This window comes from Nocardioides potassii (genome assembly GCF_021648885.1).
Taxonomy (GTDB): Bacteria; Actinomycetota; Actinomycetes; order Propionibacteriales; family Nocardioidaceae; genus Nocardioides; species Nocardioides potassii.
Genome location: NZ_JAKJHZ010000007.1, coordinates 287,000 through 312,351, shown reverse-complemented (window position 1 = coordinate 312,351; position 25,352 = coordinate 287,000). Strand labels below are relative to the sequence as shown.

23 protein-coding genes are annotated in these 25,352 nt (G+C 72.3%); 16 read left to right on the top strand and 7 right to left on the bottom strand.

Annotation, left to right across the window (positions count from 1 at the left end):
- The 4 genes from L2K70_RS12260 to L2K70_RS12245 all read right to left on the bottom strand — a co-directional run bounded on the left by L2K70_RS12260 (window position 1) and on the right by L2K70_RS12245 (window position 4,733).
- Window positions 1–1,218: an RNA polymerase sigma factor gene (locus tag L2K70_RS12260; RefSeq protein ID WP_236402274.1), complete on the bottom strand. Its 1,218-nt coding sequence runs from the start codon at window positions 1,216–1,218 to the stop codon at window positions 1–3.
- A gap of 25 nt (window positions 1,219–1,243) precedes the next feature.
- On the bottom strand, window positions 1,244–1,609 hold the full coding sequence (locus L2K70_RS12255) for a YciI family protein (protein WP_236402271.1): 366 nt from the start codon (window positions 1,607–1,609) through the stop codon (window positions 1,244–1,246).
- A 187-nt stretch (window positions 1,610–1,796) separates the two neighbouring features.
- Complete coding sequence (locus L2K70_RS12250) at window positions 1,797–3,377, bottom strand: DHA2 family efflux MFS transporter permease subunit (protein WP_308195800.1); 1,581 nt, start codon at window positions 3,375–3,377, stop codon at window positions 1,797–1,799.
- Window positions 3,378–3,524: 147 nt separating this feature from the next.
- Window positions 3,525–4,733, bottom strand: coding sequence for a dipeptidase (locus tag L2K70_RS12245; RefSeq protein WP_236402266.1), 1,209 nt, complete (start codon window positions 4,731–4,733; stop codon window positions 3,525–3,527).
- A gap of 80 nt (window positions 4,734–4,813) precedes the next feature.
- On the opposite strand from L2K70_RS12245, the gene L2K70_RS12240 reads away from it, so the two are divergent.
- Complete coding sequence (locus tag L2K70_RS12240; protein WP_236402265.1) at window positions 4,814–7,552, top strand: DEAD/DEAH box helicase; 2,739 nt, start codon at window positions 4,814–4,816, stop codon at window positions 7,550–7,552.
- Window positions 7,549–8,265, top strand: a complete 717-nt coding sequence (locus L2K70_RS12235) for an SWIM zinc finger family protein (RefSeq protein WP_236402263.1) — start codon at window positions 7,549–7,551, stop codon at window positions 8,263–8,265. The genes L2K70_RS12240 and L2K70_RS12235 overlap by 4 nt, the downstream gene beginning before the upstream one ends.
- 22 nt (window positions 8,266–8,287) lie before the next feature.
- Here the strand turns inward: L2K70_RS12235 and L2K70_RS12230 are convergent, their stop codons facing one another.
- The gene (locus tag L2K70_RS12230) at window positions 8,288–8,839 is read right to left on the bottom strand and encodes an SACE_7040 family transcriptional regulator (protein ID WP_236402262.1); all 552 of its coding nucleotides are present in this window, start codon (window positions 8,837–8,839) and stop codon (window positions 8,288–8,290) included.
- Between the two features lie 398 nt (window positions 8,840–9,237).
- Between L2K70_RS12230 and L2K70_RS12225 the strand changes: the two genes are divergently transcribed.
- From L2K70_RS12225 to L2K70_RS12185, 9 genes are all read left to right on the top strand, one after another.
- Complete coding sequence (locus L2K70_RS12225; RefSeq protein WP_268930488.1) at window positions 9,238–9,945, top strand: response regulator transcription factor; 708 nt, start codon at window positions 9,238–9,240, stop codon at window positions 9,943–9,945.
- On the top strand, window positions 9,942–11,129 hold the full coding sequence (locus L2K70_RS12220; protein WP_236402261.1) for a sensor histidine kinase: 1,188 nt from the start codon (window positions 9,942–9,944) through the stop codon (window positions 11,127–11,129). The genes L2K70_RS12225 and L2K70_RS12220 overlap by 4 nt, the downstream gene beginning before the upstream one ends.
- 19 nt (window positions 11,130–11,148) lie before the next feature.
- Window positions 11,149–12,750 carry a carboxyl transferase domain-containing protein gene (locus L2K70_RS12215; protein WP_443689307.1) on the top strand — a complete coding sequence of 534 codons (1,602 nt, stop codon included), beginning with the start codon at window positions 11,149–11,151 and terminating at the stop codon, window positions 12,748–12,750.
- A gap of 110 nt (window positions 12,751–12,860) precedes the next feature.
- Window positions 12,861–14,780 carry an acetyl/propionyl/methylcrotonyl-CoA carboxylase subunit alpha gene (locus L2K70_RS12210; protein WP_236402258.1) on the top strand — a complete coding sequence of 640 codons (1,920 nt, stop codon included), beginning with the start codon at window positions 12,861–12,863 and terminating at the stop codon, window positions 14,778–14,780.
- On the top strand, window positions 14,773–15,705 hold the full coding sequence (locus L2K70_RS12205) for a hydroxymethylglutaryl-CoA lyase (RefSeq protein WP_236402255.1): 933 nt from the start codon (window positions 14,773–14,775) through the stop codon (window positions 15,703–15,705). The genes L2K70_RS12210 and L2K70_RS12205 overlap by 8 nt, the downstream gene beginning before the upstream one ends.
- Window positions 15,706–15,786: 81 nt before the next feature.
- Window positions 15,787–16,872: a hypothetical protein gene (locus tag L2K70_RS12200; protein ID WP_236402254.1), complete on the top strand. Its 1,086-nt coding sequence runs from the start codon at window positions 15,787–15,789 to the stop codon at window positions 16,870–16,872.
- Window positions 16,869–18,032, top strand: coding sequence for a hypothetical protein (locus L2K70_RS12195; RefSeq protein ID WP_236402253.1), 1,164 nt, complete (start codon window positions 16,869–16,871; stop codon window positions 18,030–18,032). Before L2K70_RS12200 ends, L2K70_RS12195 begins: the two co-directional genes overlap by 4 nt.
- The gene (locus L2K70_RS12190) at window positions 18,029–19,219 is read left to right on the top strand and encodes a hypothetical protein (protein WP_236402251.1); all 1,191 of its coding nucleotides are present in this window, start codon (window positions 18,029–18,031) and stop codon (window positions 19,217–19,219) included. The genes L2K70_RS12195 and L2K70_RS12190 overlap by 4 nt, the downstream gene beginning before the upstream one ends.
- Before the next feature lie 4 nt (window positions 19,220–19,223).
- Window positions 19,224–19,838 (top strand): maleylpyruvate isomerase N-terminal domain-containing protein, encoded by a 615-nt coding sequence (locus L2K70_RS12185; protein ID WP_236402249.1) that lies wholly within the window; start codon window positions 19,224–19,226, stop codon window positions 19,836–19,838.
- A 12-nt stretch (window positions 19,839–19,850) separates the two neighbouring features.
- Here L2K70_RS12185 and L2K70_RS12180 read toward each other — a convergent pair whose 3' ends face one another.
- Window positions 19,851–20,546: a hypothetical protein gene (locus L2K70_RS12180; RefSeq protein ID WP_236402247.1), complete on the bottom strand. Its 696-nt coding sequence runs from the start codon at window positions 20,544–20,546 to the stop codon at window positions 19,851–19,853.
- 140 nt (window positions 20,547–20,686) lie between these two features.
- On the opposite strand from L2K70_RS12180, the gene L2K70_RS12175 reads away from it, so the two are divergent.
- Both L2K70_RS12175 and L2K70_RS12170 read left to right on the top strand, forming a co-directional pair.
- Window positions 20,687–21,949, top strand: a complete 1,263-nt coding sequence (locus L2K70_RS12175; RefSeq protein WP_236402246.1) for an HNH endonuclease signature motif containing protein — start codon at window positions 20,687–20,689, stop codon at window positions 21,947–21,949.
- 284 nt (window positions 21,950–22,233) lie between these two features.
- Window positions 22,234–22,770, top strand: coding sequence for an NUDIX hydrolase (locus tag L2K70_RS12170; protein ID WP_236402245.1), 537 nt, complete (start codon window positions 22,234–22,236; stop codon window positions 22,768–22,770).
- A gap of 4 nt (window positions 22,771–22,774) precedes the next feature.
- On the opposite strand, the gene L2K70_RS12165 is transcribed toward L2K70_RS12170, so the two are convergent.
- The gene (locus L2K70_RS12165) at window positions 22,775–23,452 is read right to left on the bottom strand and encodes an EcsC family protein (protein WP_236402244.1); all 678 of its coding nucleotides are present in this window, start codon (window positions 23,450–23,452) and stop codon (window positions 22,775–22,777) included.
- 99 nt (window positions 23,453–23,551) lie between these two features.
- Here L2K70_RS12165 and aat point away from each other — a divergent pair, with 99 nt between their 5' ends.
- The 3 genes from aat to L2K70_RS12150 all read left to right on the top strand — a co-directional run bounded on the left by aat (window position 23,552) and on the right by L2K70_RS12150 (window position 25,254).
- Complete coding sequence (gene aat / locus L2K70_RS12160; RefSeq protein WP_308195799.1) at window positions 23,552–24,244, top strand: leucyl/phenylalanyl-tRNA--protein transferase; 693 nt, start codon at window positions 23,552–23,554, stop codon at window positions 24,242–24,244.
- Window positions 24,245–24,299: 55 nt separating this feature from the next.
- Window positions 24,300–24,782 (top strand): hypothetical protein, encoded by a 483-nt coding sequence (locus L2K70_RS12155; RefSeq protein ID WP_236402243.1) that lies wholly within the window; start codon window positions 24,300–24,302, stop codon window positions 24,780–24,782.
- Window positions 24,783–24,873: 91 nt separating this feature from the next.
- A complete protein-coding gene (locus tag L2K70_RS12150; RefSeq protein WP_236402242.1) occupies window positions 24,874–25,254 on the top strand; it encodes a ClpX C4-type zinc finger protein in 381 nt (126 codons plus the stop codon).
- Window positions 25,255–25,352 lie beyond the last annotated feature (98 nt).

The window sequence follows — 25,352 nt, the reverse complement described above, 5'->3', positions numbered from 1 at the left end:
TCACGACCCGTCATCAAGACGTCGCCGATGGAGGCGGGTGGTCAGCAGCCGGCGCTCGGCATCGTTCGTGGTGAGCTCGAGGGCCCGTCGGTTCGCAGTCGCTGCCTCGTCGTCGCGGCCGAGGTCGCTGAGGAGCTGTGCGCGAGTCGCGTGGAACAGGTGGTAGTCCTCCAGCCGTTCGGCGAGGTGGTCGAGCTGGTCCAGCGCCTCGGCCGGCCCGACGACCTGGGCGCGGGCGACCGCCCGGTTGAGCTGGACCACGGGGGAGGAGTCAAAGCGCGCGAGCTCGTCGTACAGCAGCGCGATCTGGAGCCAGTCCGTCTCCGCCCAGCTGGGTCCGGTGGCGTGCACGGCGGCGATCGCCGCCTGCAGCTGGTACGGGCCGGCCCGACGCAGCGAGGCTGCGCGCTCGATCAACCGCTCACCCTCGGCGATTGCCGCCGCGTCCCACAGCGTGCGGTCCTGGTCGCGCAGCAGGACGAGGTCACCGTCGGCGAAACGCGCCCGGCTGCGGGCGTGCTGGATCGTGAGGAGCGCGGCCAGGCCCCACGCCTCGGCCTCGTCGGGAAGCGCGGTCGCGATCACGCCGGCGAGCCAGACGGCGTCCGCGGCGAGGTCGCGGTCCTGCGTGGCGCCGGCCGAGGAGACGAAGCCCTCGTTGAACATCACGTAGACCACGGCGAGCACGTCGGCGAGCCGCTCGGTCAACTCGGACTCGGAGGGCACGGAGAGCGCGATGTGTGCCGAGACGATCTTGCGCTTGGCCCGCACGATCCGTTGCGCGAGCGTGCTCTCGTGCACGAGGAACGCGCGCGCGATCTGGGGAGTGGTGAGGCCGACGACTGCTCGAAGGGTGAGTGCCAGCCGCGCCTCCGGGGCGAGGGCGGGGTGGCAGCACGCGAAGAGGAGCGCGAGGCGGTCGTCGGTGGCGTGGGCGCCGTCGTCGTGCGCGGGTACGTCGACCCGTGTGCCCAGTGCCCGCTGACGGTCGCGCCGCCGCATCCCGTCCATCGCGTTGCGAGTCGCGCCGACCTGGAGCCAGGCGCCGGGGCGCTGCGGAGGGCCGTCGCGGCGCCACGTCGACAGCGCCTCGACGACCGCACTCTGCACGGCCTCCTCCGCCAGGTCGAAGTCGCCGAAGCGTCGGGACAGCCACGCCACCAGCGGTCCGGCCTCCTCGCGCAGGGTCCGCGCGAGGAGGTCGTCCGTGGTGCTCATGGGCCGTCCCGGTCCGCGCCGCTGGTCACTCGAACTGCGAGTAGTCCTCGACCATCGGACGGATCTCGACGGCCACGCCCGGCAGGTCCAGCATCGGCCACGTCTTCACGACCGCGATGGCGGCGTCCATGTCGGCCACGTCGATGACGCTGAAACCGCCGATCACCTCCTTGGCCTCGCTGAAGGGGCCGTCGACGACGACCGCGCCGTCGGGGGAGTGCCGGACGGTGGTCGCGGTCTCGACGCCGAGCAGCTCGGCTCCGGAGTCGGCCATCACGCCCGCGTTCTCACCGAACCAGTCGTAGACGCGCTTGTAGATCGCCTGCGCGGCCTCGGGGTCGGTGCCCGCGGCCAGGTCGGGGCGGGAGGTGTACATCAGGACGTACTTCATGGTGGTGCCTCTCGTGCTGTGGCCCCGCCGGTCGGGGCCTGTCACGAGCCCGTCGCCGCCCGGAGCCGGAAATCGACAGCTCTCGCGGAAGAACTTCTGGGAGCCATCATGCTCCGTCGAACGGCAGCGGCCCGCCCTCCACGCAGGAGGACGGGCCGCGGTCGTCGTACGACGTGGCGGTGCGGGGTCAGTGACCCATCATCGCCGTGGGGTCGACCGGCGCGACCTTCTTGCGGGGCAGGAAGGCGGCCGGGATCAGGCAGCACGCCACCAGGACCGTCGCGACGATGAACACCGTCGCGAACGAGTCGGCCAGGTCGGAGGTGGCACGGGCGAAGAGCTGCTCGAGCGAGGTGGGGTCGATCCCGAGCTGCTCGGCCGCCCGCGCGAGGGCTGACGGGTCGTCGCTCCCGGCGGCGCCGCGCACCGCACCAGCCTGGGCGATCGTGTCGCTGCCCTTGATCTGGTTGGTGAGGATCACCGAGAAGAGCGCCGTGCCGATGGAGGCGGCGACCTGCTGGGTGATGTTGAGCAGCGTCGAGCCGCGGGCCACGTTGTGCGCGGTCAGCGTCGCGAGCGCGGCGGTCATGATCGGCATCATCGTGCCGCCCATGCCGAGGCCCATGATGAAGAGCGCGCCGAGGATGTAGACGTAGGAGGTGTCCGCACCGATCTGGGTGAACATCGCCATGCCGACGGTGATCACCGTGACGCCGGTGAGGACGATCTTCCCGGGGCCGATCTTGTCGGCCAGGATGCCGGCGATCGGCATCGTAATCATGGCGCCGAATCCCTGCGGGGCCAGCAGCCAGCCGGTGAAGAGCGTGCCCTCGCCGCGGACCTGGATGAAGTAGAGGGGGAAGAGGAGCGAGGCACCGAAGAACGCGATCGCGAACAGGCTCATCGCGATGATCGCGACGGTCATGTTCTTGTTGGAGAACAGGCGGAGCTCGACCAGCGGGTGGATGTTGCGCTTCGCCAGTGCCCACGGCACGAACGCGACGATCAGGGCGAGGCCGACGACGGCCGGGACGAGGACCCGGGCGGCCATCGCGGTGCCTTCCTCGGGGATCGAGCTGACGCCGTAGAGGAACGCCGCGAGGCCGGGGGACAGCAGCACCATGCCCAGCCAGTCGAAGCTCTCCGACGGCTCGACCTCGTCCTTCGGCAGCACCACCCAGGCGTAGACGATGGCCGCGATGCCGATGGGCAGGTTGATCAGGAAGATCCAGTGCCACGAGGCGGACTGGATGAGCGCGCCGCCGAGGATGGGACCGAAGATCGGGCCGAGCAGCATCGGGATGCCGAGGACGGCCATGACGCGACCGACGCGCTCGGGGCCGGCGGCGCGGGTCAGGATCGTCATGCCGAGCGGCATCAGCATGCCGCCGCCGAGGCCCTGCAGCACCCGGTAGAGGACGAGCAGCTCGAGCGACGTCGCGGTCGCGCACAGCACGGAGCCGGCGGTGAACAGGACCACCGCGAGCAGGTAGAGCCGCTTCGTGCCGAACCGGTCGGCGGCCCACCCGGTCAGCGGGATGACGCTCGCGAGGGCGAGCGTGTAGCCGGTCATCGTCCAGGCGACCTCGGCCGCGGTCGCGTCGAACTCCTCCTGGAAGGTGTTGAGCGCGACGGAGACGACGGTGATGTCGAGGATCGACATGATGGCGCCGAGGACGACCACACCGGCCACCATCAGGACGCCCTTGTCGAGCTTGTCGGAGCTGTCGGGCACGGTCTCGCCGGACTGGATCTGCGTGTCGGTCACCGGGCAACGGTAATTGTTGCCTCGGACAACGAACCAATCCTTTTGCCGTCCCGGCACGGTGGGAGGGTCACTCCTCGGGGAACGAGCGGACCTTCGTGCCCGAGTCCTACGGTTGTCGGCCCGGATCTCGGCTGACAACCGTTGCGGTCACCGGATGTCCGGTGACTCCAGAGCCGGTACGCCGTCGAGGTCCTCGATCCGGGCCAGGCTCGGGCCGCGCTCCTGCTGGATCCGGCGCGCCGTCTCCTCCACCTCCCGCATCACCCGCAGGGTGTTGCGGCACGTCAGCCGGGCGAGGTCGTCGGCCGACCAGCCGCGGTCGGCGAGCGCCGAGAGCAGCGCCGGGTAGGTGGAGACGTCCTCGAGCCCGGCGGGCAGCACCGCGACGCCGTCGTAGTCGCCGCCGAGCCCGACGTGGTCGATCCCGGCGACCTCCCGCACGTGCTCGCAGTGCGCGACCACGTCCGCGAGGGTCGCGGTCGGGGCAGGGTGGTCGACCACCCAGGTCGCCTCGAAGGCCGCGAAGCGTACGCCGTCCGACTCGAGGATCCCCTCCGCCAGCGCGGCCGCCACCATCTCGCGGTGCGCGTCCGCACAGGCCGCGTTCACGAACTTCGGCACGAACGTCACCATGCACACGCCACCGCCGGCGGCCATCCGCTCGAGCACGTCGTCGGGCGCGTTGCGCGGGCTGTCCGTGACGGCCCGCGCCGAGCTGTGGCTGAAGATCACCGGAGCCTCGGACACCTCGAGCGCCGCCCGCATGGTGTCGGCCGAGACGTGGGAGAGGTCGACCATCATCCCGGTGCGGTTCATCTCGCGCACGACCTCGCGGCCGAACGCGGTCAGCCCGCCGACGGCCGGGCGGTCGGTCGCCGAGTCGGCCCACGGGGTGTTCGCGTTGTGGGTGAGCGTCAGGTAGCGCACGCCCAGCTCGTGCAGGCGGCGCAGCGTGCCGAGCGAGCAGTTGATCGAGTGGCCGCCCTCCGCGCCCATGAGCGAGGCGATCCGGCCCGACGCCCACGCCGCCTCGACCTCGTCGGCGGTGGTCGCCCACGCCAGCTGGTCGTCGTACGAGCCGGTGAGGTGGCGCGCCGCGTCGACCTGCTCGAGGGTCGCGCTGACGGCGTCGTCACCGGCGAGCCGGGTCGGCACGTAGACCGACCAGAACTGCGCGCCCACCCCGCCGGCCCGCATCCGCGGCAGGTCGGTGTGGGTGGGCGTGCCTCCGGTCCCGACGTCGAGGCGGGTGAAGTCGTAGTGCACCTGCTCGCGCGCCTCCCACAGCAGGTCGTTGTGCCCGTCGATCACCGGGTGGTCCGCGAGCAGCGCCGAGATGTCCAGGTCGGAGGTCATGCCACCGACCGTAGTGGCCGGGAACTCCCTGTCGGTGCCGCGCGTTAGCGTCCTGTTGCCCGTACCACCCCGGAGGTCGCATGAGCTTTGTCCCGGTCACCGGTCCTGCCAGGTTGCTGGTGGGGGAGCCGCCCCGGGAGGGCTCGATCGAGTTCACCGACGACCGGCGCACGATCGTCATGCCGATCCGCGGCGCCCTGCCCGTGCTCGGCAAGGTGCGCGACCAGGACGACCTGCACCCCTCGGTCGCCCTGCTCGCGGGCGCCGCGCTGATGGGCCTGCAGCTGGTGGCCTCGGGCCGCTTCGCGCCCGACCCGGCCGGCCGGCACTGGCAGGTCGCCGGGCTCGACGCGGCCGACGAGCGACGGATCGCCGACCTGGCCCGCTCGCGCGCGAGCGACGGGTTCGACGCGGCGACCGCCGAGGGGATGGTCCGCGGGCTGCTCGACGCGGTCGTCGACACGATGCCGCGTACGACGCCGGGGCGCTCGCGCCACGGCGCACGTCTGCCGGCGCGGCCCGCACCGCGAACGTCCACCCCGGACGACTTCAGCGACCAGCTCCAGCGGCGGATCGCGCGGATCCGCTCGCGCGGCCGCGACGACCGCCCGCACCTGGTCTCCATCTCCTTCCGGATCGAGGCCGACGAGGAGGAGCTCGTCGCGGGCGCCGTACGGCTGGTGCTGCAGGTGCACGCGGTCGACAACGCGGCCCACATGGCCGACGCCTCCGAGCTCTGGGCCGACACCGGTCCCGACGCGGCGCACGGGTTCGGCGAGCGGGCGCGCACCCATGCCGCGATCGCGCTGCGCTCGGCCGCCGACGCCTGGCCGGTGCTCGACCGGCTGCTCGACCTGCGGGTACCCGACGAGATCGTGCTCGACTCCGACGAGATCCTGTCGCTGCTCGACAGCGGCGCGGCCGCCCTGACCGAGGCCGGTCACCCGGTGATGTGGCCGAAGTACCTCGACCGCGACGTCACCCAGCGCGTCGAGCTCGGGGGCGGGAGGTCGGCGACCGGGTCCCGCGAGGAGCCGCTGCAGGACGGCCTGTTCGGGCCGCAGGCGCTCTTCGGCTTCGAGTGGCAGCTCTCGCTGCACGGCGAGGAGCTGACCGAGGACGAGATGGACGAGCTCTCGCGCGCGACGAGCCCGATCATCAAGCTGCGCGACAACTGGGTCGCCGTCGACTCCTCGGTGATCAAGCGCGCCCGCAAGCGGCTGATCCGCACGATCACCCCGGTGCAGGCGCTGGCCGTGACGCTGACCGGCGTGGTCGACGTCGAGGACGTCCCCTACGAGGCGGTCGTCGGAGCCAGCCTGCTGAAGGTCCGCGACCGTCTCCACGCTGCGGCGACCGGCGACCTCGTCGACGTACCGCCGACGCTGCAGGCCGACCTCCGCGACTACCAGCGGCGGGGCTTGAGCTGGCTGGCCGAGCTCACCGGCCTCGGCCTCGGTGCCTGCCTCGCCGACGACATGGGTCTCGGCAAGACCATCACCGTCATCGCGCTGCACCTCCACCGGCAGGGGCGTGGTCTCGAGGCTCGCTCCGCTCGCACCTCGACCACCGATCAGGTGGGTCCGACGCTCGTCGTGTGCCCGGCGTCGCTGCTCGGCAACTGGGAGGCGGAGATCCGTCGCTTCGCGCCGGGCGTGCCCGTACGACGCCACCACGGGAGCGCCCGCGACCTCGACGGCGTCAGCGGGTTCGTGCTGACCACCTACGGGACGATGCGCAACGACGCCGAGCTGCTCGCCGAGGTGCCGTGGGACCTGGTGGTCGCCGACGAGGCCCAGCACATCAAGAACTCGCGGTCGGCCGCGGCCCGCGCGCTGCGGACCATCCCCAGCACGGCCCGCGTGGCGCTGACCGGCACGCCCGTCGAGAACGACCTCACCGAGCTCTGGTCGATCCTCGACTGGGCGATCCCCGGCCTGCTCGGCAGCCGCAACGCCTTCCGCAAGGTGTGGGCGGGACCGATCGAGTCCGGCCTCGAGCCCACCAAGGCGCGGCAGTTCGCCGACCTGATCGGCCCGTTCCTGCTGCGCCGCCGCAAGTCCGACCCCGGCATCGCGCCCGAGCTGCCGGCGAAGACCGAGACCGACCACCTGCTCGGCCTGACCCGCGAGCAGGTGGTCCTCTACGAGACGCTCGTGCGCGAGTCGATGCGCCGCATCGAGGAGGCCGACGAGGAGACCCGGCGCGGGCTCGTGCTCAAGCTGCTCACCGGGCTCAAGCAGATCTGCAACCACCCGGCCCACTACCTGCGCCAGCCCAACCCCAAGCTGCGCGGTCGTTCGGAGAAGCTGGAGCTCCTCGACGAGCTCGTCGGCACGGTCGTCGCCGAGGAGGGCGCGGTCCTCGTCTTCACCCAGTACGTCGCCATGGCGCGCCTGCTCGAGCGGCACCTCGGCACCACGGGGGTGCCGCACCAGCTCCTCCACGGAGGCACCCCCGTGCGCGAGCGCGAGGCGATGGTCGCGCGCTTCCAGGCCGGCGAGGTCCCGGTCTTCCTGCTCTCGCTCAAGGCCGGCGGCACCGGGCTCAACCTCACCGCCGCCGACCACGTCCTCCACTTCGACCGCTGGTGGAACCCGGCCGTCGAGGACCAGGCCACCGACCGCGCCTACCGGATCGGCCAGACCAAGCCGGTGCAGGTGCACCGGTTCGTCACCCAGGGCACCATCGAGGAGAAGATCGCCGAGCTGCTCACCCGCAAGCGCTCGATCGCCGACTCGGTCCTCGCCCACGGCGAGACCGCCCTCACCGAGCTGTCCGACGCCGAGCTCCACGACCTGGTGAGGCTCCGCCGATGAGCGACGGGACGACCACGACCCATCCCCGGCTGCCTCCCCGTCGAGGCGGCGGTGCCGGCACGTGGTGGAGCAAGGCGGTGCTGCGCGCGGTCGAGGAGGCGGCGTTCGGCGAGAAGGACCTGCGTGCCGGGAGGGCGCTGGCGCGGGCCGGCTCGGTCGGCTCGATCGCCGTCACCGAGGGCGGTGCGGTGGCCGCCGTGACCGACGGGCACGACGCGTACACCGTCGAGGTGACCGTTCCGGTCCTCGACGAGTCCGACGCCGCCGCGTTCACCGAGCTGGTCGCCGCGGAGTCCGGCCGGATCGCGGCCCTGATGGCCGGGCAGCTGCCGCACGCCTTCGTGGAGGCGGTCGAGGAGGCCGGCGTCGAGCTGTTGCCGTACGGCGGCGAGCTGGGGTCGGCGTGCAGCTGCGAGGGCTGGCTCGACCCGTGCCCGCACGCCCTCGCCGTGCTCACCCAGCTGGCATGGCTCATCCAGGGCGACCCGTTCGTGCTGACCCACCTGCGCGGGCTGTCGCGCGACCGGGTCCTGCGCGACCTGCACCGCCTCACCCGCCCCGCGCTCGACCCTGAGTCTCCAGGAGACTCAACGGCCAGTGCAGGGCCGGACGCGCTCGAGCCGGACGCGGTCGACGACCTGGTCGTCGCCGAGGACGCAGCGGTGCGAGCGGCCCGGCTGCTGGAGCTGGACCGACCGTTCGACGCCTGGTGAGCCGACGCCGGCCCCCGCTCGGTCAGGCGAGACCGAGCGCCCCGTGGGCCATCTCGCGGAGCACGTCGTGCATCTGCGGGTCGGGCAGCCGGCCACTGTGCGGGGTGGAGTTGAGCAGCCCGAACAGGACGTGCGCGCGGGTGCGCGAGGCCTCGGGGCTCAGCGAGGTGTCGTGGCGCCGGACCTGCGTGGCCCAGACGTCGACGTAGGCGCGCTGGAGCGCGCGGACGCGCTCGCGTGCCTCGTCGGGCAGGCTGCTCCAGTCGCGGTCCTGGACCACGATGAGCGCGCGGTGGTCGAGGGCGAACTCGATGTGCCACTCGATGAGCGCCTCGAGCGCCTGACGCGGCCCCTCGGCGCCGTCGACGCGCGAGCGGCCCTCGGCCAGCAACGTCTCGCTGATGCTGACCAGCATCTCGGCCAGCACCGCGTCCTTGGACTCGAAGTGCTTGTAGAGAGCAGGACCGGAGATCCCGCAGGCGGCGCCGAGCTCGGACACGGACACGCCGTGGAACCCGCGCGCGGCGAAGAGCTCGGCCGCGATGTCGAGGATCTGCTGGCGGCGGCTGGTCACGTCGTCGAGGTTAGAGCCTGCTAACCCCTCGAGGTCCATCCCGTCGCCCGATGGTCGCGGCACCGGCAGCACCACGTCGCGGCGCAGCGGTCGTTTCGGTTGCTCCCAGACGGCGAGCGGAATCACACGTGCCTCCCCTAGGTGCTTCCGACGCGACCGCACCCCCGCAGCGGCCCTCCGGCTGATCCCCACGATCAACGCACCTCGTAGCTCTCCCGAGTCTTGCTCGCGCTCCCGGGGAAATCCAGTGGTGGCACCACCACCTTTGCCCGCAGTTTCGGGGCAGGAGGGTGCAAGGCCGGGGGACGACGGGTTCCTCGCGCGCGTGGTCGGGAGGTGGTCCAGAGGTGGTGCCTGCTCTACCGACGGGGTCCGCGTCCCGTGACTACAGTGCGGCCATGTCGCCGATCCGCGTCGTCCTCGCCGAGGACGGCGACCTCCTCCGCGCCGGGGTCCTCGCGCTGCTGGAGGGGTTCGACGACATCGACGTCGTGGCGACCGCGACCAACCTCCCGGAGCTCCTCGCCGCCGTCGACGCGCACCGGCCCGACGTCCTGCTGACCGACATCCGGATGCCTCCCGACTTCACCGACGAGGGGATCCGCGCGGCTGCGGAGCTGCGCCGTACGCACCCCGGGACCGGCGTGGTCGCCCTCACCCAGTACTCCGACGTGGAGTACGCCCTGGACCTGGTGCGCGAGGGCAGCGACGGTCGCGGCTACCTCCTCAAGGAGCGCGTGGCCGACGTCGACGAGCTCGTGGCCGCGCTCCGCACCGTGGCGGCCGGAGGGTCGGTGATCGACCAGATCGTGGTCGACGCGCTGGTGGCGACCGGGACCAGGAGGCACGACTCGCTGCTCGACCGGTTGACCCCGCGCGAGCTCGAGGTGCTCTCGATGGTGGCGCGCGGGATGACGAACGGCGCGATCGCGCACGACCTCGTGGTCACCGACCGCGCGGTGGAGAAGCACATCAACTCGATCCTCACCAAGCTCGACCTCCCGGCCGACTCACCGGTGCACCGCCGGGTCGCGGCCACCCTGGTCTTCCTGAGCGAGGCCGGCGTCGGCGGCGGGGTCACGGGCGGCGCGTCACGGCCGCGATGACACGCCTGCTCTCCGGGTGGGAGGCGCTCGACCCGGCGCTCGGCCGCCTGCTCCGGATCAACGTCGTCGCGCTCACCGTCGCGACGGTGAGCGTCGCGGTGGTGTACGTCGCCGGGTTCCGACACACGACCGTGCTGGTCGACCTCGCGGTGATGGCCGTCTCGATCGTCCTCGCCGTCGCGAGCGCGCCGCTCGCGCGGCGGTGGGGGAGCGAGGGTGCGATCGGCGCGCTGGCCGTCTCCGCCGGGGTGTTCGCCGTCGGCGGCACGTGGGCGACCCCGATCCTCGTCCCGCTGACGACGATGCTGGTCCTGGTCCCGATGCTGGTCGCGATCCCGTACGTCCCCCGGCGCTGGCTCGACGGCCTCGGGACCTTCGCCGTGCTGGGGAGCTCGGCGCTCGTCGCGCTCGCGGAGTACCGGAGACCCGCCACCCTCGACGACGTGTGGTGGGTCAATGCGATCGTCGCAGCCAGCGCCCTGCCGAGCGTCGTCGTCGTCGTGATCTACCTGGTGCGCGACGCCTACCGCCGCCTCCACGAGCGGACCGAGCAGCTCGAGGAGTCGCGCACCCGCATCGTGGAGGTCGCCGACGCCGCCCGGCGCAGCATCGAGCGCGATCTCCACGACGGCGCCCAGCAGCGCCTGCTCGCGATGAGCGTGACCATCGAACGGGCCCGCAAGGAGCTGCAGGCCGGACGGCCGGAGGGAGCCTCCGGCCTGCTGGACCGGCTGGCGACCGACAACCGCGAGGTCCTCGTCGAGCTGCGCGAGCTGGCGCGCGGCATCTACCCGCCGCTGCTCACCGAGCGCGGCCTGGCGATCGCCGTCCAGGCGACGGCCCGGCGCTCGGTCGTGCCGGTGACCCTCGAGGTGTCCGGCTACGAGCGCCAGACGCCCCAGGTCGAGGCGGCGTCGTACTTCTGCATCCTCGAGGCGCTCACCAACGTCGCCAAGCACGCCCACGCCGAGTCGGTCCTCGTCACCCTGCGCGGGCAGCCCCACCTGGCGTTCAGCGTGACGGACGACGGCCGGGGCTTCGACCGCCACCACACCGATCCCGGGGGCCTGCTGGGGATGGAGGCGCGGATGGCCGCCGCCGGCGGCACCCTCACCGTGACCTCGCAGCCGGGTCGCGGCACCACCGTCCACGGGGAGTTCCCGTCACTGGACGCATCAGGTTAACGATCGCTAACCTAGCCGCGTGTCCGAGACCACGACAGCGCCCACCACGGTGAGCACCCCGACCATGCGCGAGCTCGTCGACGACCTGCGTGCGCGCCTGGCCCGCGTCCGGCAGGGCGGCTCGGAGAGTGCCCGCAAGAAGCACACGGACCGCGGCAAGCTGCTCGCGCGCGACCGCGTCGACCGGTTGCTCGACGCCGGCAGCCCGTTCCTCGAGATCGCGCCGCTGGCGGCCTACGGCATGTACGGCCCCGCCGGCTCCGAGGACGAGTTTGCCGTCCCGTCGGCCGGTGTCGTCGCCGGCATCGGCCGCGTCTCGGGCCGCGAGTGCGTGATCGTGGCCAACGACGCCACGGTCAAGGGCGGCACCTACTACCCGATGACGGTCAAGAAGCACCTCCGGGCGCAGGCCATCGCCGCGGAGAACCACCTCCCGTGCATCTACCTCGTCGACTCCGGCGGCGCCTTCCTGCCGATGCAGGACGAGGTCTTCCCCGACCGCGAGCACTTCGGCCGGATCTTCTTCAACCAGGCCAACCTCTCGGCGAGGGGGATCCCGCAGATCGCCAGCGTCATGGGCTCCTGCACGGCCGGTGGCGCCTACGTCCCGGCGATGTCCGACGAGACGGTGATCGTGCGCAACCAGGGCACGATCTTCCTCGGCGGCCCGCCGCTGGTGAAGGCCGCGACGGGAGAGGTCGTCACGGCCGAGGACCTCGGCGGCGGCGACGTGCACGCCCGCACCTCCGGCGTCGTGGACCACCTCGCCGAGGACGACGCGCACGCGCTAGCGATCGTCCGCTCGATCGTCGACACGCTGCCCGCGGTCCGCCCGGACCGCGAGCCCGCTGCGGAGGTGGAGGAGCCGCACGAGCCGGCCGAGTCGCTCTACGACGTCGTGCCGACCGACACCCGCACGCCCTACGACGTGCGTGAGGTGATCCGCCGCGTCGTCGACGGCAGCCGCTTCCACGAGTTCAAGAAGCTCTACGGCGACACGCTCGTGTGCGGCTTCGCCCGGATCTACGGCCACGAGGTCGGCATCGTCGCCAACAACGGGATCCTCTTCAGCGAGTCGGCGCTCAAGGGCGCGCACTTCATCGAGCTGTGCAACCAGCGGAAGATCCCGCTGGTCTTCCTGCAGAACATCACCGGCTTCATGGTCGGGCGCGAGTACGAGAACCGCGGCATCGCGCGCGACGGCGCCAAGCTCGTCACCGCCGTCGCGTGCAGCGTGGTGCCCAAGCTCACCGTCGTCATCGGCGGCTCGTTCGGCGCCGGCAACTACGGCATGTGCGGGCGCGCCTACGACCCCCGCTTCCTCTGGATGTGGCCCAACGCGCGGATCTCGGTGATGGGCGGCGAGCAGGCCGCGTCGGTCCTCGCGACGGTGCGCAACGACACGAGGGGGGACCTCGAGACCGACGAGCAGGTCGAGGCCTTCAAGGCCCCGATCCGCGAGCAGTACGAGACCCAGGGCTCGCCCTACTACGCCAGCGCGCGTCTCTGGGACGACGGGATCATCGACCCCGCCGACACCCGCCGCGTGCTCGGCATGGCCCTCGCCGCGACGTCGTACGCCCCGATCCCCGAGCCGTCCTACGGCATCTTCAGGATGTAGCACCCATCGGCGGTTGAGGTGCGAGCGAAGCGAGCCTCGAAACCACGCAGGTTCCGAGGCTCGTCGCTGGCGCTCCTCGCACCTCAACCAGCGCAGGTCGAAGGAGACCAATGAACACCCTCTTGATCGCCAACCGCGGCGAGATCGCGCGACGCGTGATCCGCACGGCGAAGCGGCTCGGCTGGGCCACGGTCGCCATCCACACCGACCTCGACGCCGACGCTCCGCACGTGCGCGAGGCCGACCGGGTGGTGAGGGTCGGGTCCTACCTCGACATCGACGCGGTGGTCGCGGCCGCGCGGGAGTCGGGCGCGGGCTTCGTGCACCCGGGCTACGGCTTCCTGTCCGAGCGGGCGCCGTTCGCCCGCGCGCTGGCCGAGGCCGGCATCACCCTGGTCGGGCCGTCGGCCGACGTGATGGACGCGATGGGCCGCAAGGACGCCGCCCGGGAGGTCGCGGTGGCGGCCGGGGTGCCCGTCGTGCCGTCGTACTCGCTCGAGGACGACCACACGTCCTTCGCCTACCCGGTGCTGGTCAAGGCCGCGGCCGGCGGTGGCGGCAAGGGCATGCGCGTGGTGCGCTCGGCGGCGGAGTACGACGAGTCGTTCGCCGCCGCGCAGCGCGAGGCGCGGTCGTCGTTCGGTGACGACACCATCCTGGTGGAGAAGTACGTCGAGTCCGGCCGCCACATCGAGGTGCAGGTGATGGGCGACAGCCACGGCACCGTCCTGCACTTCTTCGAGCGCGACTGCTCGACGCAGCGCCGGCACCAGAAGGTGCTCGAGGAGGCGCCCGCCCCGACGATCAGCGACGAGCAGCGAGCGGCGATCACCTCGTCCGCGGTCGCCCTGGCGCAGCAGTGCAGCTACGTCGGCGCCGGGACCGTCGAGTTCCTGCTCGACAACGCGACCGGCGAGTTCTTCTTCCTCGAGATGAACACCCGTCTCCAGGTCGAGCACCCGGTCACCGAGGAGGTCGTCCGGGTGGACGGCGAGCGGGTCGACCTCGTCGAGCTCCAGCTCCTCGTCGCGGGCGGCGAGCCGCTGCCCTTCGCCCAGGACGCCGTCACGCTCGACGGTCACGCGATCGAGGCCCGCGTTTACGCCGAGGACTCCTTCCACGGCTTCCTCCCTCAGGCCGGACGCACCTCCATCGTGAGGTGGCCGAGCGGCGACCACGTCCGCGTCGACCACGCCCTCGAACCCGAGCAGGAGGTCAGCACCTCCTACGACCCGATGCTCGGCAAGGTCATCGCGTGGGGACCCGACCGGGAGGCCGCCCGGGAGGCGCTCGTCGAGGCGCTGGGCGCGACGGCCATCCTCGGGATCACCACCAACACGGGCTTCCTCCGCGCGCTCGCCGCGTCGGAGGAGTTCCGCGACACCACCATCGACACGGCTTGGCTCGACCACCACGAGGTGCCCGCGCCCGACGACTCCCTCGCGCTGGTGTTCGGTGCGTGGACCGAGGTCCTGCTCGACACGATGCACGTCGGACCGGGCACCGCCGGTCCGTGGCGGGCCGACGGCTGGCGCATGGGAGGGGAGCCGGCGGCCGACACCGTCGTGCTCGGCGACAGGACCGTGCTCGTCGACCGCTCCCGCGGGACCGTTTCGCTCGATGGCGTCGACCACGCCGTACGCATGGTGTCGGCCGCCGACCACACCGTGCACCTCGTCGTCGACGATCGCGCCGAGCAGGCGGTGCTCAACGTCCAGCGCGACGTCGTGGACGTCGTGCACCGCGGCCAGCGGTGGGTGTGGCACCGACCGGACCCGTTCGGCGACCAGGCCTCGGCCGTCGGCGACGGCACGCTCCTCGCGCCGATGCCCGGCACCGTGCTCGCGGTCAACGTCGCCGAGGGCCAGGCCGTGGCCGAGGGTGAGACGCTCGGGGTGATGGAGGCGATGAAGATGGAGCTCGCGCTCAAGGCACCGTTCGCCGGCACGGTGACGGCGGTCGGCGCGAGCGTCGGCGACCTCGTCAAGCTCGGCGCCGCACTGTTCACGGTGGAGGCGTCCGATGACTGAGCTCCCCATGCGGGTGCCCGCCGAGGGGATGCCCGAGCGGGTCACGATCTACGAGGTCGGTCCGCGCGACGGCCTGCAGAACGAGAAGGCGATCGTCCCGGTCGAGGTCAAGGCGGAGTTCGTACGACGCCTCCTGGCGGCCGGCCTGCCGGTCGTCGAGGCCACCAGCTTCGTGCACCCGAGGTGGGTGCCGCAGCTCGCCGACGCCGCCGAGCTGATGGCCGGCCTCGGCGAGGAGGGCCGCCACCTCCCGGTGCTGGTGCCCAACGAGCGCGGGCTCGACCGGGCGCTCGAGCTCGGCCTGGAGCACATCGCGATCTTCGGCAGCGCCACCGAGACCTTCGCGAGCAAGAACCTCAACCGCACCTTCGACGAGCAGTTCGCGATGTTCGAGCCCACCGTCGCGCGCGCCCGCGATGCCGGGATGGACGTCCGGGCCTACGTCTCGATGTGCTTCGGCGACCCGTGGGAGGGCGCCGTACCGATCGAGCAGGTCGTCAGCGCCGGGACGCGGCTGCTCGACCTCGGCGCGAGCCAGCTCAGCCTCGGCGACACCATCGGCGTGGCGACCGCCGGCCACGTCAGCGCGCTCGTCGCGGCCTTCGCCGACGCGGGCGTCGGCACCGACCGGCTGGCCATGCACTTCCACGACACCTACGGCCAGGCGCTCGCCAACACGTGTGCGGCGCTGCAGTCCGGCATCACGACGTTCGACGCGAGCGCCGGCGGCCTGGGCGGCTGCCCCTACGCGAAGTCGGCCACCGGCAACCTCGCCACCGAGGACCTCGTCTGGATGCTGACCGGGCTCGGCATCGACCACGGCGTCGACCTCGACGCCGTCGTCGGCACCAGCGTCTGGATGGCCGGACAGCTCGGCCGCCCGAGCCCGAGCGCCGTCGTACGCGCCCTCGGCTCGGTGGGGTAGTCCAGTGACGGATGGCTGTCGTCAGCGCGTCCGGGCAGCCAACCGTCACTGGACTGTCCCGGCTCGGGCACAATCAGCGGCATGAGTCGCGTCGTCCACCTGCACATCGGTGCGCCCAAGACCGGGACGACGTACCTCCAGGACCGGCTGCTGCTCAACGCGTCGTCGCTGAGCCGCCACGGCGTGACCGTGCCGGTCGGGCGTGGTGGTCGCTCCGACCTGTTCCACTTCCGTGCGGCGCTCGACCTGCTCGACCAGGACTGGGGCGGCGCTCCCGGCCACGCCCACGGTGCGTGGGACGCGATGGTGAAGCGGGTCAACCGCGCCGACGGCAACGTCGTCATCAGCCACGAGATCCTCGCGGGTGCCAAGCCCGACAAGATCGCCAAGGCCATGAACGACCTCGCCGGCAACGAGGTGCACGTCGTCTACTCCGCGCGCGACCTCGGCCGACAGCTGCCCGCCGCGTGGCAGGAGTCGATCAAGCAGGGCCGCAAGTGGCCGTTCAAGCGCTTCCTCACCAAGGTCGAGCGTGGCCAGACCTGGTTCTTCAACGCGATGGACCTCCCGCGCGTGCTGTCGCAGTGGGGCGCCAAGCTGCCGCCCGAGCGGGTGCACGTGGTCACCGTCCCGCACGACCGTGGCCCCAACGGCGACGAGCTGTGGCTGCGCTTCTGCCGTGCCTTCAGCATCGACCCCGCCTGGGCGCCGCTGGACTCCGAGCGCGACAACCGGTCGCTCGGCATCGCCGAGACCTCGCTGCTGCGCAAGCTCAACCGCCGCCTCGAGCTGGGCGTGTGGCGCGAGCCGGCCTACGACAACCTGATCCGCGAGGTGCTCGCCCAGGAGGTGCTGGTCTCCCGCGCGGCGATCCCGGTGCGCCTCCCTCCCGACCGCTTCGACTTCGCCGAGGAGCGCGCCCAGCTCTGGATCGACCACATCAAGGGCAGCGGCGTCGACGTGATCGGCGACGCGGAGGACCTGCGCCCGCGTCGCCCGGCCGACGGGGAGGCGTGGCACAACCCCGATCGTGTGCGTGCCAAGCTGGAGCTCGGGGCTGCCCTTGACGCGCTCACGGTGATGACCCAGGAGGCCGCCAGCCGCGCGGCGGGCGACACCGTGGGTGACAAGGTCCGCCAGACCGTACGCCGGCTGCGCGACCGTTGACCGCGCTGCCCGAGGCCGACGGAGCAGGACGCGCCCATGGCTGGGTCGCGCACCTGCGTGACGGCGGTACGACGCCCTGGCTGGCGTGGTCCGGCGCCGGTGCGCCCCTGCCCGGGCCGCTCCCCGGCGCCCAGCAGCTCGAGCTGCTTCGGCGGATCAACCTCGCCGCGGGGTCGAGCGCGGGGTCCCGTGGTGACCGCCACCGCGAGCGCACTCGGCTCGCCGACCGCGTCCTGGCCGCACCCGCGGCGGGGCGCGGAAAGGCCGACCTGGCGCTGGTCGGCGCCGCGCACCGCGGCTTCGGGCCGGCCCCCGTCGACCCCGCGACGGTCAGCGCACACGAGCTGCTCCGGGTCGCCAGCGTCGTGCTCGCCGACGACCTCGTCGCCCTCGGCCCGGACCCGGTGGCGACGAGCTGGCCGCGTCCGTGGCGGCGCCGCGTCCGGCTGGTCGGCGACCCGCTCGTCGCGGCCGCCACGCGGGAGCACCTGCTGGGGAAGGGTCGTCCGGAGGGCGGTCCACGGCCGTTCGTCGTCGCGATCGGCCGGCCGCTCGACGAGCTGCTCGCCCACACCTGGACGCAGCGCTGCTTCGAGACCGGCGCGACGCCGTGGGCCGAGTGGCTGCGCTTCTGGCGCGAGCGCGACCAGCTGCCGGCGCGCGCCGACCTGGTGGCCTCCGTGCAGCGCTGGGGCGGACGTCGCCCCTTCGTCCGGGTCGTCACCGACCTCGACCTCCTCCCCCGTCAGGCAGGGGTCCGGTCCCTGCCCGCCGTACGGGTGCCCGGCGCCGACCAGGCCGAGCTGGCCCGCCGCGTCGCAGCCGTGGTGGGCCTCCGCGTCGACCGCAAGGACCGTCCGGGGCTGATGCGGACGTTGCAGCGGCGGATCCCGGACAGCGGCGTCGCACCCGTCGGCGTACCGGCTCGCGAGCACCAGTGGGTCGAGCGGTCCGCCGCCCGCACCGTCCGCGCCGTCCAGCGTGCTGGCTACGCTGTCGTCGGCGACCTCGCGGGCCTCGAGCCGCGCGCCGGGGCACCCTCCGGCGCAACCGGACCGGACGACCGGCAGGTGCTGGACCTGGCGATCCGGATGATCGTCGACCCGGGCTGGCGCGAGCGCCGGGGCGGTCACCAGGGCGACGAGGAGGTGGAGCGGTGAGCAAGCGGGTGCTGCTCCACGTGGGCTGTCCCAAGACCGGCACGTCGTACCTCCAGGACGTCCTCTTCCGGAACCAGAAGGTCCTGCGCGAGCACGACATCCTCTACCCGGCCGACCGCTTCGACGCGCACTTCCTCGCCGCCCTCGACCTGATGACGCTGCCGTGGGGCGGCCTGGAGACCGAGGCCGTCGGGGCCTGGGACCGGCTCGCCGAGCAGGTGCGCGACTGGCACGGCACGGCGATCGTCAGCCACGAGATCTTCGCGCGGGCGACGCCGACGCAGGTGGCCCGCGCGCTCGAGTCGCTGGGCGACGCCGAGGTCCACCTGGTGCTGTCGGTGCGCGACCTCGTGCGCCAGATCCCAGCGGAGTGGCAGGAGAACGTCAAGCACCGCAGCCACATCACCTACGCGGCGTTCCTCGAGACGATCCGCGACCCGGCGCGCGACTCGAGGATCGGCTCGTGGTTCTGGGCGGTGCAGGAGATCCCCGACATCCTCGACCGCTGGGGCGCGTCGCTGCCTCCCTCGCAGGTGCACCTCGTGACCGTGCCGCCGTCGGGATCGGACCGTGGCGAGCTGTGGCGCCGGTTCTCCCGCACGTTCGGCCTCGACGGGCTCGACCTCGACCTCGCCGCCGAGCGGGAGAACCCTTCGCTGGGCGTGCCCGAGACCTCGCTGCTCCGCACGATCAACCAGCGGGTCACCTCGATCATCGCGCCGCCCGACTACCGCCCGCTCGTCCGCGAGCTGCTCGCGCACCAGACGCTCTCGCGCGGTGTCGCCTCGGCCCGCCTCGGCCTGCCGCCCGACGACCACGCCTGGGCGCAGGCCCTGTGCCGCGACTGGGTCGGCGCGATGTCGGAGCGGGGGTACGACGTCAGCGGCTCGCTCGACGACCTCCTCGGCCCCGACCTCGGCACGTTCGCCGACCCCGACACCGTCCCGGCCGACGAGCTGCTGCCGCCGGCCCTCGACACCATCTCGGCGCTGCTGGTCGAGGGGGCCAGGCTGCGTGCGGTCGAGGAGCGGCTCCACGAGGAGCTGCGCGAGGCCCGCGAGGAGCGCGACCGGGCCCGGCTCACGCCGTCGTACCGCGTCAAGCGCAGGATCGTGACCTCGCTCGAGGACAGCGCAGCCGGCCGCGGCGCCCTCGACGTCTACCGGCGGGCACGAGGACGGGCGTAGCGCGATGGCCCACCCGTGGGAGGACTCCTGCCGCGCCTTCGCCGAGGCCGCGGACTGGTTCGTCGCGACGGCCGCGCGCGTCGACCGCTCGTGGTCATCCCCCGGCCTGGGCGAGTGGGACCTGCGCAGCCTGGTCGGGCACACGAGTAGGTCGTTGCTCACCGTCGAGGCCTACCTCGCGCGTCCCGCGGCGTCCGTCGACGTCCCCTCCTCCGTCGCCTACTTCGAGGTGACGCGCGAGCTGGCCAACGGCCCGGGTGTCGCCGACCGCGGCCGCGACGCCGGTACGGCGCTCGGTGACGACCCCGCGGCGTCGGTCGCCGGCATCGCGTCGCGCGTCCTCCCGCTCGTGGCTGCCTGCTCCGGCGACGAGGTCATCGAGACCATCGCCGGCGGGATGCGGCTGTCGGACTACCTGCCGACCCGCACCTTCGAGCTCGTCGCCCACACCGTCGACCTCTGCTGGGCGCTCGACCTGCCCGCGGACCCTCCTGCCGAGCCGGCGTCCGTCGCCCTCGAACTGGTCGCCGCCCTCGCCGCGTCCGGCGGGCTCGCGGGCCCGTTGCTCCGCGGCTCTCTCGGCCGCGGCCCGCTGCCGGAGGGCTTCAGCGTCCTCTAGCCGTGCATGGGCTCAGGTGGGCGCCTTCCCGTCTCGCCGGTCCAGCTCAGCCAGGTGGTGCCGCGCCTGCGCCGCATTCATCTCGTCGGCGTCCTGGGCGAGGAGCTCGGCGAGGTCCCTCCGATCGCGGTGGTGGGTGAGGACGTGCCAACGCACGTTGGCCGAGCGGTCGCGCGCGAGGCGTTGCACCATGTCCTCGCTGAGCCGCCGGCGCTCGCCGGCCACGGTCGCTCGCACCCGGTTCGACGGATCGCGCGACAGCCGCTCGAAGTCTGCATCGCTGCACAGCGGGTGGATGGCCGCAAGGGCCCGTAGCGACACCTCCTCGTCCTGGGCGAAGCGCGCGACGAGGTCCGCCCTGTCCGTCGAGGTGGCAAGACTCTCACGGACCTGCCGGTCAGGGTCGGAGAAGAGTGCCTCGTAGACCTCGGCCGGCAGGTCGTGCCGTTGAGCGAGGATGACGCGCACGTCCGATCGCCGTGCCGCCATCGACACGGCAACGGCCTCGGGCCGGGGGTTGCTGGTCACCTCGTAGCGGGGCAGGTGGTGCTTGTCCTCGGCGAGCACCTCGAGCACGTCCACGGGGGTCGCTGGATTTCCTGCAACGGCCGTCCTCACCGCGGTGACCCGGTGGGTGCTCAGCGCGCGCAGCCGTTTCTCGTCATTCGTCGTGCGGGCCTCGCCGACGAGGTCCTGGTAGCCCGGCATGGGTTCCATCCTCCGTCACTGAGTGGCTCACACCCCACGGTCGGGCCGTTCAACGTCCACAGCGGCGCACATTCCGGGCTTCTCCACAGGGTTGTTCGTCGGTCTCCGGAAGTGTCGGTGGTGGTCTCGAGGGTGGAGGCATGTCAGCGATCCCACTGTCCGAGGAGCACCGGGTCACCGCTCTTGCGCGTGATCTGTGCGTGTCGTTGGGTGTGGTGGCGGGGCTGCCGGTGTGGTCGATGTCGGCGGCGGAGGCTGGTGATGCGTTGGTGCTGCTGACGCGGGCGCGGTCGCAGCTGGATGCGTTGCTGGTGCGGGTGCTGGGGCAGGCGACGGCGGTCGGTACGGGCTCGGAGGTGGGTCTGTCGACGCACGCCTGGTGGGCTCGGGAGACGCGGGTGACGCAGGCCGAGGTGCAGCGGTTGTCATCCCTTGCGTCTGCGCTGGAGCGGTACGACGGCGTGGCTGCCGCGCTCGCGTCCGGTGACCTGCGGCTCGATCAGGCGCGGGTGGTCGTGGATGCGGTGGACGCGTTGCCGGTCGACGTGTCGGAGGTGGTGGCTGCGGATGCGACACGGTTCCTGCTCGACAAGGCGGTCGAGCACGACGCGAAGGCGTTGCGGGTGCTGGGTCGTCGGGTCCTGGAGGTGGTCGACCCGGTCGCGGCCGATGCGGAGGAGGCCCGCCGCCTCGAGGCGGAGGAAGCGGACGCGAGGGCGAGGGCGTCGTTCACGATGGTCGACGACGGGCACGGGCAGTCCCATGGCCGGTTCTCGATCCCGACCCTGCACGGGGAGGTGCTGCGCAAGCACCTGTTGGCGATCGCGTTCCCGAGCCGGTTCCGCCGCGATCCGGGTGGCGATGCCGTGGGCGCGGCTCCTGTCGAACGGGGTGTGACGAGGCACCGGATGGGTCTGGCGTTCGTGGACTACATCGAGTCCCGCCCCGAGGCGTCGGTGCCGTCGGCGGGTGGGGTGCCGGCGACGGTGGTGGTGACGATGGACGTCGACACCCTGACCGGTGGGCTGAAGGCCGCCTCCCTGGACACGGGTGGTCGGATCAGTGCGGGTGAGGCGCGTCGGATCGCGTGCCGGGCGGGGATCGTCCCGGTGGTGCTGGGTGGGCCGTCGGTGGTGCTGGACGTCGGCCGGAGGCGGCGGTTCCACTCCGAGGCGCAGCGGGTCGCGATGGGTGTGCGCGATGGCGGCTGCACCGCGGCCGGTTGTGATGCGCCGCCGGCGTTCTGCCACGCCCACCACGACGACGCGTGGGCGCGCGGTGGACGCACGAGTGTGGCGGCGGGCCGGTTGCTGTGCCCGAAGCACCACCGGCTCGTCCACGACCCGGCGTTCCAGCACGGTCTCGACAAGCACGGACAGGTGCTCTTCACCAGGCGGACGTGAGAGCAGGCGCTCAAACGTGTCAATGCTCGCCGGAGTCTTCGTCGGAGCTCTTGGGACCTGTGTAGCCAATGGCAGCGAGGTGTTGTTCGAGAACCTCGGGCAGAGGGTCACCGTCTCGGGTGTTCAGGTGCCTGGTGCCTCCGTCGGGACGTCGCAAGCGGTAGTGGATCTTGCCGGTCTCCCCTCGGTGTCTCCACGCAACTTCGAGAACTGGTTGGGGAAGCTTCGGCATGCCGTGAGTGCTGCCACGGGAGGGACCGCCCAGCCACGTGCACAATGACGGAGTGGACGACCCGGACGCCCGCTTCCCCGCGCTCGCCGGCGAGACCTACGTCGACTACGCCCGGGCGAGGACCAGGTACGTCACCGGCGTCGCGAAGCACGAGCTGGTCACCCGGCTGCATCTCGTCGCCCTCACACACGACCGTGAGGTCGTGGTCTGTCGAAGTGCGGAGGGCTGGCGGTTCCTGCCTGGCGGCACGCGCGAGGAGGGCGAGGCGCTGACCGACCTTGCCCGCCGCGAGCTGCTGGAGGAGGCGGGCGCGACCCTGCTCGGCGACCTCCACCACTTCTCGGCCCACGAGGTGGACAGCGAACGGGAGCAGCCGTACCGGCCGCACTTCCCGCACCCACGCTCGTACTGGGCCTATGCCGTCGCTCGCGTCGAGATCACGGGTGAGCCGCTCAATCCGCCGGACGGCGAGGACGTCGTCGAGGTACTCACGCTGCCGGTGCTCGAGGCGGCCGACTACCTGTGGGTCGACGACCCGATCCATGCCGAGGTCGTCCTCCACGCTGAGACGCTGGGGCTGCTGGCCTGAGGGCTCAGCGCTTGCGCGGCAGCAGCTCGCGGTCGGCGTACCGCCCGATCTTCCAGGTCGCGTAGCCGTCGGCCCCGGCGCCGACCACGCCGCCGACGACCGGCACCCGGCGCCCGACGGTGGTCGCGAGCCGCTTGCCTGCGACCCGGGCGATGATGTCGCTGGCCACGACGGCCGAGATGACGCCGTCGATCGTCGGGTCGTGGGCAGGCGCGGTGGCGAGGGCCATCGGCGTGCTCGGGATCTTCTTGCGCTTCACCAGGTCGTGGACCTGGTCCTCGCCGAGGAGCAGCGCGAGGATCGCGTTGCGCACGCGCGGGTCGTCGAGGTCGTGACCGCGCAGGTGCGCGATGCCGGCGACCATCCGGCACTGGAGCAGCGCCAGGCCGGTCACGTTGGCGGGGATCGTCACCGCCATCGTCACCAGGCCGCCGACGTTGGTCAGGAAGCCCTGCGCGCCGGCCATCCGGACGTTGTTCTCGATGACCTCGTGGATCGCGCGCTCGACGCTGCCACGCTGCTCCGTCAGCTGCTTGTCAGCAGCGGCGGCCGCGGGAGCGAGCGGACCGACGCCGTCGATCGCACGGTTGAGCGCCTCGCGGACGAAGCCCGAGGTGAGTCCGGGAGCGAGGTCCTGGATGCGCGGCGCGAGCTGGCGTCCGACGGTCGACTTGAGGCCCATGCCCCGATCGTACGGTCGGCCGCCAGTCGCGCGACCCGGCCGCCGCGGTGCTCGCGCGACGCGCGGGGCGGCCTCGGGTCGTGGACTACGTTCGGAGTCGTGCCGATCGCCCCCGCTCCGACGCCGTGGGGGTTCCCGCCCCGCTCGTCGTGGGACCCCGACGACGACCTCGTCGCGGTGGGCGCGGACCTCGAGCCCGGCACGCTCGTGACGGCGTACGGCCTGGGCCTCTTCCCGATGCCGGTCACGCTCGACGCCGAGGAGCACCTCGGGTGGTTCTCCCCGGTCGAGCGCGGCGTGCTGCCTCTCGACGGGATGAGGGTGTCGCGATCGCTGCGGCGCTCCGCGCGGGACTTCGAGATCCGCATCGACACCGCGTTCGACGAGGTGGTCGCGGCCTGCGGCAGCCCGGACCGGCCCGACGGCTGGATCAACGACGACTTCCGGCATGCCTACGGCCGGCTCCACCGCCTCGGCTGGGCGCACTCGGTCGAGGCGTGGCGCGACGACCGCCTCGCCGGAGGGCTGTACGGCGTCAGCGTCGGCGGCCTCTTCGCGGGCGAGTCGATGTTCCACGTCGAGCGCGACGCGTCCAAGGTCGCGCTGCTCGCGCTGGTCGACCTGCTCCGTGACGAGCATGCCGACCGCCGGGTCCTCGACGTGCAGTGGCAGACGCCGCACCTCGCCACCCTGGGCGTCGTACGACGTCCGCGAGCGGAGTACCTCGAGGCGCTCGAGGGGTGCCTGCGCCTCCCGGTGCCGTCACCCTTCCGGGTGGACGACCGGGGGTGAGACGCGCAAGGGTGGGCGCCGTCCGAACGCCACCGAGGGAAGAACAAGGGGACACATGGCCACCCGCACCCGTCTCGCCGTCAGCACTGCTGCCCTCCTCGTCGGGGCCGCCGCGTCCGCCTGCGGCGGAGGGGCCGGGGGCGGGGCTCCCACCGACGCGAGCGAGAAGGACTTCTGCCGGACGCAGTCCAGCCTCCTCGAGGACCTGATGCCGGACGACGTGTCCGAACCGGTGCTGCCCAGCGACGAGCAGATGGCGAAGGCGGTGAAGGACTGGGGCGCGAAGCTCGAGGAGGTCGGCACGCCCGAGGGGATCTCCGACGACGCGCGCAAGGGCTTCGAGGCGGTCGTCGAGCAGGCCGGCGAGATCGACGCCTCCGACTTCTCGATCGAGAAGCTCGAGGAGCTCGAGGCGGGAGGCAAGGACGCCTCGGCCGAGGCGAAGAAGCAGGCGGACGCCTTCGAGAAGTACCTCACCGAGACCTGCGGCAACCCCCTCGACGACATCGACATGCCGGAGCTGCCGGGCTCCGGCTAGCCCGGACGGGGGGTGCCGGACCACCCGAACGACCTCTTCTCGGTCAGGTACGGGCGAGTAGCATCGGTCGAGGGGAGACGGAGAGGGTCAGATGATCACGCGCGAGGGCAAGATCTGCTCGTTCTGCGGTGAACCGGGAAGCAAGGACCTCCAGCTCGTGGGCGGTCTGGGTGCGCAGATCTGCGTGTCCTGCGTCGACGACTTCCACGCGATCCTGCACGACCCCGAGGAGATGGCCGCCAGGAAGGGGACGTTCCCCTGGGACACGATGTCCGACGCGGAGCTGCTCGCCACGCTCCCGCAGATCATGGCGTCGGCAGAGCAGAACACCGCGTTCGCCCACGAGTGGGTCGACCTGTTGCGCGAGCGCAGCATCTCCTGGGCCGAGATCGGCCGCACCCTGGGCGTCTCGCGGCAGGCCGCGTGGGAGCGATTCGCCAGAAAAGGTGGAGACAAGACGCACACGGCGTGAGACGATTCGCGCAGAGTCAAGGTACGCTTGACGTAGCCGGGCGCCGGTCGGACTTCACGGGGGTGGGTCGGACCGGCGCCCGTCGCTCTGCCCGGACC